The sequence below is a fragment of the Sporosarcina sp. P1 genome, from assembly GCF_002743155.1.
Taxonomy (GTDB): domain Bacteria; phylum Bacillota; class Bacilli; order Bacillales_A; family Planococcaceae; genus Sporosarcina; species Sporosarcina ureae_B.
In genome coordinates, this window is the sequence record NZ_PDYS01000001.1 from 362,973 (window position 1) to 376,274 (window position 13,302).

The window sequence follows — 13,302 nt, forward strand, 5'->3', positions numbered from 1 at the left end:
TAGATGGTAAAGAGTCAGACACCATCCTTTAACCACTTCGCCGTTAGCGTGTCTGCCGACAACATTTCTTGCGGTGTCCCTTCAAAAAGTATGGTTCCTCCACGTTTGCCACCGCCTGGACCTAGTTCAATTATCCAGTCACTCGCTGCAATGAAGTCTAGATTATGTTCAATGATTATTACCGAATTTCCTTTGTTTACAAGTTTTTGGAACAATTCAAGTAGCTTACCATTATCGCTCATATGCAATCCTAATGAAGGTTCATCCAATAAATAGATTTGCCCTTCATTCTGTAAGTGACTCGCCAGTTTGAGTCGTTGTATTTCTCCACCGCTCAATGAACTGGTTGTTTGTCCTAATGTAAGATAATCTAAACCAACTTCAGCTAGCATATCCATTCTTTTTACTATCTTGGGCATGACAAAATACTCTTTAGACTCGTCTACTGTCAACTCTAAGATGTCTGCGATGTTTTTCCCTTGGTACATATAGGAAAGAGCCTCATCGGAATAGCGTAATCCATCACAAGATTCGCATACAACAGTTACGGGATCCGCAAATGCCACATCTGGAGTGGTGACTCCTTTCCCATCACATACTGGGCAAGCCCCTAACGAGTTAAAGCTGAATAGTCCAGCAGGCTGTCCCGTTTCTTTCGCGAGGATCTGCCGGATGTCGTCCATGATTCCCATATAGGTAGCTAGCGTGGAGCGACTAGAAATTCCGATACGGCCTTGACTTACTTTGATTAGATCGGGATATTTTGCCGAGAATGCGTCAAAGAGTAGAGAACTTTTACCTGAACCTGACACGCCGCAGACGGTAACGAAAACGTTTTTAGGGATGTCAATCGATACATCCTTTAAATTGTTTTTATTCGCCCTAGTAATGGTGAAATAATCGTTTGACCGACGTGGATGCTGATTGATTTTCAGCTTGTGATCCAGTTTTGTTAAAGCAGAAGCTGACAATCCATCAGGCTCTCCTTGATAGACAATTTCTCCACCCGCGGCACCTGCACCCGGACCCATTTCCACAATCTCATCCGCTACCTTTATAACGGATAGGTCGTGTTCAATGACAATGACAGTATTATGATTAGCTTTCAGACTTCTAAGCATCTGGATGAGCATATCCACTTCTTCCGGATGAAGCCCCGCGCTTGGTTCATCGAAAATATAGGTGATATTGTTTAAGCTGCTACCTAAATGCCGCGCAATTTTCACTCGTTGTGCTTCTCCGCCAGAAAGGGTTCCCATTTTTCTCGATAGACTTAAATAGCCGAGTCCCAATTCTATCAATTGCTGTACATTCGGAATCGCCTGTTGCGCAATGGACTTGCCTAGTGGATCACGTATATTTTTCAGTTCTGGTAGAAGCTCTGTCAGTTCCAATTTATCGTATTCGGCAATATTAAAACCGTTAATTTTGCACTTCAATACTTCTGGATTCAATCCTGAACCATCACAAGTAGGGCATAATGCATGTGTAGATACTGCCAGTACATCCTCTTGCGAAGTTTGTTTAAGTTTTGTGATATCCCGATTAATATAAAGACGTACGAATCTAGGCAATAAACCATCCCACTCATGATCATGCGGACCATCTTTTGTATGGAATGGTGCAAACACCCTTTCACCTTCAGGAGGTCCATAGATCAATAAATTATATTGATCTTGTGGATACTCTTTGATTGGCAGATCGGGGTCAAATAATCCACCTGTCATCATCCACCTACCTTGCCAACCAGAAGGGGACAGTGGCTTAAACTTTACAGCGTACTCTCGAAGTGACTGGTCCAGATCAATCATTTTATGTAAGTCAGGGTACACGACTTCGCCGAATCCATTACACTCTGGACATTTGCCAAATGAACTTTGACTCGAGAAATCCGTAGCTGAACCAATGGCAGGTGTCCCGATGCGTGAAAACAAAAGACGAATTAATGGATGAATATCCATATACGTCCCGACTGACGAGCGAGAATTGCCTCCAACAGGCTTTTGTTCCACAACAATAACTGGACTCAAATGCTGCATTAAATCAGCACGTGGCCTTTCATAACGAGGCATCTGGTTTCGTACATACAGCGGATAATTCAATGTCATCTGCCGTCTACTTTCCGTAGCTAATGTGTCAAATACAACTGAGCTCTTTCCCGATCCTGATAAGCCGGTAAATACCGTGATTTCTTCTTTCGGCAAGTTCAAATCTATATTTTTCAAATTGTTTTCTCGGAGTCCCCGTAAAACAATTTCATCTTTGACTTCCTTCATAATAATAGTCCTCCTTCAAACCATAATTACTAGTCTTGCTAGATGATTTCCCTATTTTGAAGAAGTTACACTATACGATTAATTTTGTGTCGTTATTAGTTGGAAAATTGAATAATTACTGTATAAGAACTTATCTGCGCTCATTAATTCGTAGAAGCGATCATACTTTCGCTTCAACCGCTCTTAACTTCCAATAATCGCTCATACCTCATCCAAATCCGCTCTATACTCAACCCTAACCGCTCACTAACTGTATTTAACCGCTCATTACGCAAAAAAATCTACACTAATTCATTCTCCACATCACGCCAACTAATTAATCTGCCTTATTCCAAACGAATTTATTGTATAACTAACTGATTTGGTGTATACTCAGGAGTGCCATAGAGAGTATTCAGGTAATCGCTGCAACTTCGGTTGTAGAGGAAAGTCCATGCTCACACGGATCTGAGATGACCGTAGTGTTCGTGCTCGGTGAAAAAATAAGCCGGGGCAATGCATTTGCATTGATGGCGGGAATAACTCCTAAGTCTTCGGATATGGACTAGATTCTCTGAAAGTGCCACAGTGACGTAGTCGGCATGGAAACATGTCGAGTGGAACGGGTAAACCCCACGAGTGAGAAACCCAAATTATGGTAGGGGCGTTCTTCCGAAAGAATTCAATGGAGGAAGGAACAGGCAATTGTCTGTAGATAGATGATTACCACTTCAAGTACGAGGCGCGAGCCGTTTGAGTACCGAAGAACAAAACATGGCTTACAGAATACTCTATGGCATTTACCTTACAATTAGCTCTCCTACAGTTTTGGGAGAGTTTTTCTTTTTATAGAAACGAACGAATACATATACCTTTCCAAAGATCGAAAGGACATATTGACCAGAAGTGAAGAATGGAGTGTAGAAACATGAGTGAATACAATTTAGTAGCAACTGCTGCGATGGGACTTGAATCTATCGTCGCGTCTGAAATAAAAGATCTTGGCTACGATTGCCAAACAGAGAACGGGAAAGTCTATTTTACGGGTGACGAAGAAGCGATTGCGAGAACGAATATGTGGTTGCGTGTAGGCGACCGTGTACGAATTATTGTGGGCGAATTCAAAGCCTTTACATTTGATGAGTTATTCGAACGGACGAAAGCTTTGCCATGGGAAGAGTTCTTGCCGGTAGATGCGGCTTTCCCCGTTTCAGGTAAATCGGTTAAGTCAAAATTATTCAGTGTACCTGACTGTCAGGCGATTGTGAAGAAAGCGATCGTTGAACGATTGAATAGTGCGTATAAACGAACTGGATTCTTAAGTGAATCAGGACCACTTTTTAAATTAGAAGTTTCTATATTAAAAGATCAAGTAACATTGACAATAGACTCAAGCGGCCAAGGCTTGCATAAACGCGGATATCGTATGGCTCAAGGAGATGCACCGCTAAAGGAAACGATGGCAGCTGCACTCGTTAAACTTTCTAAGTGGAGCCCGAATCGGCCTTTTGTAGATCCATTCTGTGGTTCTGGTACGATTGCTATTGAAGCGGCCATGATTGGACAAAATTTAGCGCCAGGTTATAATCGTTCCTTCTTAAGTGAAGAATGGCCTTGGATGAAAGCGGATGTGTGGGATCGTGTTCGCGAAGAAGTCGAGGACGTGGCGAAGTATGATTTAGCACTTGATATTCGAGGGTTTGATGTAGATCACAATATCGTCTCTGTTGCACAGCGTAATGCTATGGAAGCAGGATTTACAGACTTGATTTCATTCGAACAGCGAGACGTGCGTGATTTGAGACTTGAAGGACAAAATGGAGTCTTGATCGCCAATCCGCCATATGGTGAACGACTTGGTGAAGTGGAAGAAGCAGAAGATATTGCCGGAGTACTTGGTGAGATTATGAAACAGTATCCATCATGGTCAGTATATATTTTATCTTCACTTGAAAACTATGAAACGATGTATGGCAAACGTGCAACCAAAAAACGTAAACTATTTAACGGCTTCATCCGTACTGATTTATATCAGTTCTGGGGACAGCGTTCATAATTAGACGGGCAGGAAGAGGAGTAGATCCCTCTTCCTTTCGCTTGCATTCAGGAGGAGTCAGTATGAATACAAAAATTCCATTTGAGTTGGATAAAGGGCAAACGTTTTATGAATCTCTCAACGATTGGCTCGGGGATACGTTATATGACGATTTAACAGAAAAAGGATTCGAATGCCGTGATGAGCAAATTTATATGGCATTTCAAATAGAAAAAGCACTCAAAGAAAAAAACGTCTTGCTAGCAGAAGCGGGAGTGGGTACGGGGAAAACGATTGCGTACTTATTGCCAGCTATTGCGTATGCGCGTTATACAGGGAAGCCAGCGGTGATTTCTTGTGCAGATGAAACTTTGATCGATCAATTGATCAAAGAAGAAGGCGATATTCAGAAGTTGAGTACCGCACTCAATATGACAGTGGACGTCCGTTTGGCGAAAGCACGTAATCAGTATATTTGTTTAAAACGTCTGGAAGAAACTAGTATGAAGACGAACGAAGATTTTGTCGATTTAGTTGAAGATCAATTGCCAGAATTCGTCCATGCAGAGCGTTCATTGCAGTCGGTATATCCTTACGGCGAGCGTTCAGATTATCCATATTTGGCTGATGAAGAGTGGGAAATGATCAATTACCACCCGATTATGCAATGTGCGGCTTGTGATATTCGTAATCGTTGTGGGCAAACGATTCATCGTAATCATTATCGAGAAGCTGCTGACTTAATCATTTGCTCACATGACTTCTATATGGAGCATTTGTGGACGAAAGAATCACGTGCTAGACAAGGGCAACTGCCTTTATTACCGGAAGTATCGATGGTCGTGTTTGATGAAGGACATTTACTTGAGTATTCCGCTCAGCGTGCATTGACATATGAAGTACAAGAACAAACGATTATCAACTTGCTAGAACGTATTATGGTGGACGGCATCAGAGAGAAAACATTGCAGTTAATGGAGCAATTGCTCGAGACGCATGAATTATTTTTCAAACAGTTGAAAAGTAATGCCATTCAACATGACAATGAACGCCTAACCATTGATAAGAATGAGGAAATGATGAAGTATGCTAAAACAGCAGTTTCATTATCTCACGAACTTCTTGAAGAATTTGTTTTTGAAGGTGAATTATATGTTATTCCTGAATATGACTTGAAAATTGTCGAAGAGTATTTGGAACAGTACATTTATTCAATGGAGCTATTTGCGGGTGACAACGATGCGGTAGATTGGCTTGAAAATCGCCGTGAAGAAAGCACATTGCTCATTATGCCAAGACTTGTAACGTCCATCTTGAAAGAAAAGTTATTTACAGGAACGATGCCGATTATCTTCTCTTCAGCTACTTTGTCAGTTGAGAAATCATTTGATTACTTAGCGTATAGTTTGGGAATTGTAGATTATCAATCATTCTCTATCGCATCGCCATTCGACTATGAAAATGTTATGAAAATTCATTTGGAACAAGGGAATACGGATGAGAACATCACACGTCTTTCCGAACTACTTGAAGAAGAGGAACAGACATTGGTATTGTTCGGTTCCAAGCAATCGATGATGGAAGCCTACGATCAATTACCACTCGAACAAAGCGTCATGGTGACCTATGAAGGGGAACGCTCACTATCATCATTGGTGAAAGATTTCCAGCAACGTAAAGTAAATGTCTTCTTCTCCTATCATTTGTGGGAAGGTCTGGATTTGCCGAACGAAGCGTTAACTCGTGTTATCATCTTTGACTTGCCGTTTCCACCGCATGATCCGCTATTCCAAGCTAGAAGGGAGTTTGCGGAAGATCCGTTTGACGAAGTGGATCTACCATTTATGCTGTTGCGTTTGCGACAGGGAATTGGTCGATTGATTCGAACGAGCGATGATCACGGTTCGATTCATTTATTTGTAAAACCGGAGAGTATTGAATTACTGCCAGTTATTGAACGTGTACTGCCTGTACCATTTTCGTGAACAGTATAGAAAAAGCGTGCAGATGTCGGAGTTCCGTCATCTACACGCTTTTTTACCTGTTATCGTTCTTCGTCAATGGTAAGCAATAAATTTAACGTCTGACCATCTTCAAATTTTACAGGGATTTTAAATGCTTGCTTAAAGCCATAAAATTTTGTTTGTCCCGTCATGACAGTAGGCGGTGAAATATCTAACGTCAGATCCGCTTTTTCCAATACAGTACAAAGATTTCCCGCAATCATATTCCCGAGTTCTCCAGTGAATGACTCAGCCATTTCCCCTTCGATCTGCATACCGAACATGGCTAAACCAATGTCACTAATAATGGAATGTGTAGGCTCTACAATTAAACGACCTTTAATATCTCCAATTAGGCCGATCAATACACTGATTTCACGTTGTTCATACGGTTGCTGTATAAGGGCGGGGGAAAGCACTTGGAACTTTAATGGAACTACGGTAGTAAGAGAAGCTATCGTTGCATGTAAAACTTTTTGTACATTTGTTGCTGTATCCATCTAAAGAAACACCCTTTCGCAAACGGTTAATTAGTTCAATTATATCACTTATAGTGTCTAAAAGACTAGATAATTTTAACGGAGTAGTTACAGCTCCATTAATCATTCGAATTCTTCAAGATTCGCTGACTTTATTTTATTTAGAATAGCTGCATCATACCTCTTTGGTTTTAAAAGTAATACTTATAAAGTAACTATCTATTTTTTCACGCATTAATGGTATGATGAGATGAGTTAAAATTGAAAGGACGACGATTATGTCTACAAACCATGAATTTTTACAGCAATCCGCTACATATGGACAGATTTTTTCCAACAATGAAGATGATGAACGCAAAGCAAAGACGACATTACTTGCTAATAAAATAATCGACAAAGAATATACGATTGCTTTTGCTGGACACTTTTCGGCAGGAAAATCTTCGACAATTAATGCTTTAACAGGAGACGACCTTTTACCATCCAGTCCTATTCCGACAAGCGCGAATATTGTGAAGGTACATAAGGCGGATGAAGATTATGCGATTATCCATCGCGTCGATGGAAGTGCAGTGAAATTCAGTGGCCATGGTTTCTCTGAAGGTGTGAAAGCGTACAGTAAGGATGGCGCTGAAGTCTCATTGGTTGAAATCGGCCATACCGAATCCAATTTACCTGAAGGAATTACGGTAATGGACACACCAGGCGTTGACTCAACAGATGATGCACATAGACTATCTACCGAGTCTTCATTGCACTTAGCGGATCTTGTATTCTATACGATGGATTATAACCACGTACAATCTGAAATGAACTTCCGATTTACAAAAGAATTAATGCGCTATAATAGTAATGTTTATTTAATTATTAATCAGATCGATAAGCATCGTGACAGTGAATTATCATTCGATGAGTTCAAAAAGTCTGTTGAAGACTCGTTTAAGTTATGGGGGGTAGAACCAAAAGGGATTTTCTACACGTCATTGAAACAACTGGATCACCCGCATAATGATTTTGAAAAAGTCAAAGCGATTGTTGATGGTTCAATTGAACACCGAGAAGAGAATTTCGAACAAAATATTGAGCAATCGTTATTGAAATTAAAAGATGAGCATATGAAATATCTTCAGCAGCAAGTGGATGACTTGAAAGAGAATCATTCAGAAATCCTTAGCGAACCCGAGTGGGATCAGTTTGAAGAGTTGAATCAAGATTTGAAAGATGCAAAAAAACGTTTGGAATTAGTATCAGGTGACGAATTCTATGTGAATTTCGAGAAAGAACGCAATGAATTATTGTCGAACGCAGGACTGGCACCGTTTGAAACGAGAGAATTACTGAAAGACCATTTGGAAGCCAAGTCACCAAAATTCAAAGTAGGCTTACTATTTGGCGCGAAGAAGACAGCGGAAGAGCGCGAAAAACGTCGTCAAAAGCTAGATGATAATATTTCAGGTTTAGCGCATACACAAATCGAAATTTATATGAAAACGTTGATGAAAAGTTCACTAAAGCAAGCCGGAATCTTAACCGATGAGCGTTCACTTGCGATTGACAATATGGATCTGACACTACCGTTTGACAAAGTAGATGAGCAACTGCATGTACAAGAAGTGATCACTGGCGAAACCATTTTGAATTATGCAGAGCAAATGAAGCGTGCCATTCATTTAGTGTATAAACGTAAAACGGATAAATGGAAACAAGAAATGTCTGTCATCGCGAAAGAATCAGGTGGTGAGCAATCGGGACCTCTTGTTGAAACGATTGCCGTGCTACAAGAAAAAGTAGATGCACTAAAAGAAATGAATAAGTGGAAAGAGCGTATGGAATGGGTTGATAAAGAAATTGCTAATCCTTCAGCGCCGACACGTATGGGCCGCGATCAACTCGTTACTAAGTGGGAACAGCCTAAAACAATCGAAACAATCGATTATGTAGCGAAAGTAGAGCAGCAAGAAACGATTGCTGAAGAAGTGGAAGAAATAGTGGAAGAAGAACGTCAACTGGTTGATTCAGAAACAGCTATCGTACATGCGCAACACATTGCCGAGTCGGTCGAGGCCATTCCTGGTTTTGCAGAAACGGCATCGTATTTGATGACGAAAGCAGACCGCTTAAAAGGACAGGAATTTACAGTGGCATTGTTTGGCGCATTCAGTGCGGGGAAATCTTCCTTCTCAAACGCTTTGATTGGTGAAAAAGTGTTACCTGTTTCACCGAATCCTACAACGGCTGCGATCAACCGAATTCGTCCAGTAAGTGAAACGCATTTGCATAATACTGCGGATATTCACTTGAAGGATGAAGCGACGATGACAGAAGACGTCGCGTTGTCATTCGGTGCACTCGGTATCACTATTTCTTCACTGGAAGACGCCTTCAATAAAACAGATGTCGCTATGAAGCAACCTCTTGAAGATGAGAACTTGCACATCCATAAGTCATTCATCAGCGCATTTCAGAGAGGGTATCCACTTTATACGCCTGCACTTGGGACGACGTTGACGGTAGAGCGTGAAGAGTTTACGAAATTCGTTGCACAGGAAGAGCGTAGCTGTTTCGTCGACTCCATCGATTTCTTCTATGATTGTCCGTTAACTCGCCACGGAATCACATTGGTGGATACACCAGGAGCGGATTCCATCAACGCGCGTCATACCGACGTAGCGTTTGAATATATCCGTAATGCCGATGCAATTCTTTTCGTAACATACTACAACCACGCATTCGCACGTGCTGACCGTGAATTCCTTATCCAACTGGGCCGTGTCAAAGATGCATTTGAACTCGATAAAATGTTCTTTATCGTCAACGCGATCGATCTTGCTTCGAATGAAGAAGAAGGCGAAGAAGTAAAAGGCTTCGTTGCCAATGAATTGCAGAAATTTGGCATCCGCAATCCACGCGTACACGGTATTTCAAGCCTTGAGGCATTGGAAGGCAAATTGACACAACAACCGAATCCATTGATGGCCGATTTTGAAGAGAAGTTTTATTCATTCCTCGAGCATGATCTACGTGCGCAAGTCGTGCAAGCACTGGAAGAAGAAACGACGAAAACGATCGATCGTCTAGCTTCATTGATCGACAGAACGATTCAGAACCGTTCTCGTAAAGCAGAAAGACTAGAAGAGCTCGCGACTGCTGAAGTTGCAATAAAAGAACGTTTCGAAAAGAGTGCAAGTGAGATTTTAGTGAAATCCACTCAAGATGAATTGAGTGAACTTGTCTATTATATTTTACAGCGTGTATTCTTACGTTTCGGAGATTTCTTCAAAGAGGGATATAGTCCGTCGACATTCGCGAAGAACTCATCGGATAAAGCATTGAAAATCGCATTGGCGGAAACAGTCAATATGGTAGGCTTTGACTTGACGCAAGAATTGAAAGTAACAAATTTACGTATTCTTCAGTACATGAAGAAACAATTGCTAGAACGTCAACGCATGGAAGTTCGTTCATTAGCCGATATGGACCAGTCGATCGTGCCTTCTCCATACGAGCCGAACGATAAAGATATGTTGTCATTTGAGACGCCATATGAAGATCCTATGGTTTATAGCGCAGTGAATAAATCGTTCAAAAATCAAAAGGCGTTCTTTGAACGCGGTGATCGCGATATCTTGAAAGTGAAGCTGGAAGAAATATTGAAAAAAGATGCGTCTAGCTATCTTGGCGATCAGAAAGAACGTATTGAAAAGTGGGCAGACTTGTGGATTGACGATGAAGCAGAAGCGTTGCGTGTTCATTTATTGCAGGAAAGTCTTGTACAAATTGAATCGGAGCGTACGTTGCTTGATGGTTCGGAGCAGCTGGAACACTGGCAAAAAATCTATGAAAAAATCCGTCAAGAGGAGTTGGTTCAATGACACAAGTATTTGTATCTATTCACGATATAGAGACAAGTCACGCGAAATGGATCGATGCACGCTTTTCATTGCAAGATGAAAAGCAAGGGAAACGTGATTATCAAAAAGAACACGTAAAAGACGCGATTCATTGGGATCTAGAAGAAGACCTATCCGGTGCTTCTGTAGAAGGTGGACGTCATCCCTTACCTTCTGCTGAACAGCTGACTGAATTATTTCGTAAGAGTGGACTGGAACGTACAGATACGATTTTGATCTATGATGAGGGCGGCGGTCCTTTCGCAACACGTGCTTGGTGGATGTTGCAGTATGGAGGTTTCACGAATGTGCATGTCGTAACAGAAAGTTATACAGAATTACGCAAAAACGTGGACGTAACGTCTGATTCTGCTACTCCTGTACGCTCAACGGTGGATCCAGATTGGCAAGAGCACCTATACGCTAGTAGAAGTGAAGTTGAAGAAGTTGTGGCGGGCAAGCGACCGTCTCAACTTGTCGACGCACGTTCTGAAGTTCGCTACCGTGGGGAAAAAGAGCCGCTTTATCATAAAGCAGGCCATATACCGACAGCGCGAAACTTCGATTGGGAACAACTGAAGCGAGACGGACAGTATGATGTGCAGCACGCAAAAGAGCAATTACAACAGATCGTTTCTCCTGAAGATGATGTAATTGTCTACTGTGGCAGCGGCGTAACGGCTTCCCCTTTATTCGCGGCACTTAAAGAGCTGGACTATCCAAATGTGAAATTATATGTGGGCAGTTTCAGCGATTGGATATCAAAAGATGATGCACCAATTGAAACCGCAATAAGGGGTTGATACACGATGCATTTCGCATTGCTGGGAGATATACATTCATCCAAAGAAGATTTGCAAGCCGTACTGGCACAAATTGCTGATGAAGCACCTGAAGCAACTATCATCGGGACGGGCGATTTATATGAATGCACAGTCAGCAAAAAAGACCTTCATGGGCAGATTTATCCTACTGTCGAAGAAGTGATTAAACATTCAGCTGGCATCGAAAAGCTGTTAACTTTTCCATCCATCTATGGCAATCAAGAAGAACGTATTCTGTTGCTGACAAAGCAATCAGAACCTATACGAAACGTCCTAAATAGCTTGCCTGAAACTCTGATCGCTGATGAAGCGGCGATCATTCATGGTCACCAGTGGCCGCATAAGCAAGCTGACGCATGGCTGGCTGAGCATCTACCGGAAGCACACCTTGTCTTTCACGGGCATACCCACCAATCAGGCTTCACGAGCGAAGGACAATCCGTACCAATTAGCTGGAACGAGGAGATGTCAGTGAGAGGCTCTCGAACTGTTGTCAACGTAGGGGCTGTAGTGGGTTCTAGAGAATGGGTGTTATATGATTCTGAAAAACAAAATGTTAGATTTATGAAAGCGTCAAATAGCTAAGGGATTCATGTCTAGCCCGTTTAGTTGAGTAGTGAATAGCAAAATAGTAAGTGAAGCATCGCATTTTGCGGTGCTTTTTTTATTGTTGAAATCTATTTGGGAATCCTTATTATTACGGTGTTGAGGGTTAAAAAGTTTTGACGTTAAATAAATGCGCCATTTTGTAATATAAACTGTGAAGAGGAAGGTCCAATGTGAAATAGAGCGATTTTTATTGGTGACGTGAGATTTGATCAATGCAAAGTATTTGAATTAAATAACATAACAAACTACTTTGAAATGATAATCGCTAAAGAGATCAGATATGAAAAAGTAGTGGTTGAAAAAGATGAGGAGTTTTTGATTTTTGAAATAGATCATGATAGTACAACCATGATGAATAAATAAAGTATATAGTTGCAGTTGTGAAAGTTGAATTATTCCTGAAACGTGCCTTTTGAAGAGTTGTAGTAGGCTCATTATTGTGTCGGATGGTAAGGGTGCGTGGAATGGACAACAGGAGTTTCAAAGTAATATCCTTAGCTTTTACATATATATATATTTATGGATTATCTTGTGAACGCTAGCTGACTTCAAAACTTAAAGATATATTGTTTACGACAAAAGGGTGAGTTAACTGTATAACCGTTGATCACTAAGTGGTTCAAATTGATGGATATATGAAGATGATTTGTAATGATAATTGAATCTTCACAGAAACGAATTGCATAAATAAAACTGAGGAAGGGAAATGTCGTGTCAAATAGAAATGTATAAGTACTCAAGGTAGCATTCATTAGTCTTATGTTACTGCTTAATGGGGTACTGTTCGCTGCGTGTCGGTTACCGAGACAAGACATACAAACGAAAGCAGGTTTACAGTTGGCAATATCTCTACTGACGGCATCCCTGCAGATAACACCTACTTTTTGGTCGTGCCTAGTAAATGGTTTGGAAGCTGGCCCGCTGTTATTGACTTCATCGCGGAGATACTATGGGTGGAAAACAAAATATCCTAGAATATGAAATCAAAGAAGAAGGACGACTTATCCTGAAAGTGAAATTAAGCAGCGTAAATAAAAATAATGATAGGCAGTTAGAAATCCATTACAGTGTAAACTGGAAAATAGATCAAACTATATCAACATCAACTGTAAGGGCTTTCAGCTAAATAGTTCAGCGAATGGGGGCTATTCTTTTTAGTTCGTTACGGAAACATATTTGAATGAAAGTAGTGTTGTTAAATCTAAAA

The 13,302-nt window shown here is 41.1% G+C and carries 8 protein-coding genes and 1 other RNA gene; 7 read left to right on the forward strand and 2 right to left on the reverse strand.

Annotated features, from left to right (window positions below):
• Positions 1–14: 14 nt before the first annotated feature.
• Positions 15–2,276, reverse strand: a complete 2,262-nt coding sequence (locus CSV73_RS01830; RefSeq protein ID WP_099626452.1) for an ATP-binding cassette domain-containing protein — start codon at positions 2,274–2,276, stop codon at positions 15–17.
• Positions 2,277–2,666: 390 nt separating this feature from the next.
• Here CSV73_RS01830 and rnpB point away from each other — a divergent pair.
• The 3 genes from rnpB to CSV73_RS01845 all read left to right on the forward strand — a co-directional run bounded on the left by rnpB (position 2,667) and on the right by CSV73_RS01845 (position 6,275).
• An RNA gene (gene rnpB, locus CSV73_RS01835) (RNase P RNA component class B) lies at positions 2,667–3,042 on the forward strand.
• 141 nt (positions 3,043–3,183) lie between these two features.
• Entirely contained in the window at positions 3,184–4,311 is a 1,128-nt protein-coding gene (locus tag CSV73_RS01840) for a THUMP domain-containing class I SAM-dependent RNA methyltransferase (RefSeq protein ID WP_099626453.1), read from the forward strand.
• A 62-nt stretch (positions 4,312–4,373) separates the two neighbouring features.
• Positions 4,374–6,275, forward strand: coding sequence for an ATP-dependent DNA helicase (locus tag CSV73_RS01845; RefSeq protein WP_099626454.1), 1,902 nt, complete (start codon positions 4,374–4,376; stop codon positions 6,273–6,275).
• A 59-nt stretch (positions 6,276–6,334) separates the two neighbouring features.
• Here the strand turns inward: CSV73_RS01845 and CSV73_RS01850 are convergent, their stop codons facing one another.
• Positions 6,335–6,793, reverse strand: a complete 459-nt coding sequence (locus CSV73_RS01850; RefSeq protein ID WP_099626455.1) for a chemotaxis protein CheX — start codon at positions 6,791–6,793, stop codon at positions 6,335–6,337.
• 257 nt (positions 6,794–7,050) lie between these two features.
• Between CSV73_RS01850 and CSV73_RS01855 the strand changes: the two genes are divergently transcribed.
• From CSV73_RS01855 to CSV73_RS16395, 4 genes are all read left to right on the forward strand, one after another.
• Positions 7,051–10,644, forward strand: a complete 3,594-nt coding sequence (locus tag CSV73_RS01855) for a dynamin family protein (RefSeq protein WP_099626456.1) — start codon at positions 7,051–7,053, stop codon at positions 10,642–10,644.
• Positions 10,641–11,465, forward strand: a complete 825-nt coding sequence (locus tag CSV73_RS01860; protein WP_099626457.1) for a sulfurtransferase — start codon at positions 10,641–10,643, stop codon at positions 11,463–11,465. Before CSV73_RS01855 ends, CSV73_RS01860 begins: the two co-directional genes overlap by 4 nt.
• Before the next feature lie 6 nt (positions 11,466–11,471).
• Positions 11,472–12,071 (forward strand): metallophosphoesterase family protein, encoded by a 600-nt coding sequence (locus CSV73_RS01865; RefSeq protein ID WP_099626458.1) that lies wholly within the window; start codon positions 11,472–11,474, stop codon positions 12,069–12,071.
• Positions 12,072–13,044: 973 nt separating this feature from the next.
• A complete protein-coding gene (locus tag CSV73_RS16395) occupies positions 13,045–13,221 on the forward strand; it encodes a hypothetical protein (RefSeq protein ID WP_158232266.1) in 177 nt (58 codons plus the stop codon).
• Positions 13,222–13,302 lie beyond the last annotated feature (81 nt).

Excerpts from the sequence above, each read along its gene's own strand:
- CSV73_RS01830 (WP_099626452.1), bottom strand. The coding sequence starts at position 2,276 with ATGAAGGAAGTCAAAGATGAAATTGTTTTACGGGGACTCCGAGAAAAC.
- CSV73_RS01840 (WP_099626453.1), top strand. The coding sequence starts at position 3,184 with ATGAGTGAATACAATTTAGTAGCAACTGCTGCGATGGGACTTGAATCT.
- CSV73_RS01845 (WP_099626454.1), top strand. The coding sequence starts at position 4,374 with ATGAATACAAAAATTCCATTTGAGTTGGATAAAGGGCAAACGTTTTAT.
- CSV73_RS01850 (WP_099626455.1), bottom strand. The coding sequence starts at position 6,793 with ATGGATACAGCAACAAATGTACAAAAAGTTTTACATGCAACGATAGCT.
- CSV73_RS01855 (WP_099626456.1), top strand. The coding sequence starts at position 7,051 with ATGTCTACAAACCATGAATTTTTACAGCAATCCGCTACATATGGACAG.
- CSV73_RS01860 (WP_099626457.1), top strand. The coding sequence starts at position 10,641 with ATGACACAAGTATTTGTATCTATTCACGATATAGAGACAAGTCACGCG.
- CSV73_RS01865 (WP_099626458.1), top strand. The coding sequence starts at position 11,472 with ATGCATTTCGCATTGCTGGGAGATATACATTCATCCAAAGAAGATTTG.
- CSV73_RS16395 (WP_158232266.1), top strand. The coding sequence starts at position 13,045 with ATGGGTGGAAAACAAAATATCCTAGAATATGAAATCAAAGAAGAAGGA.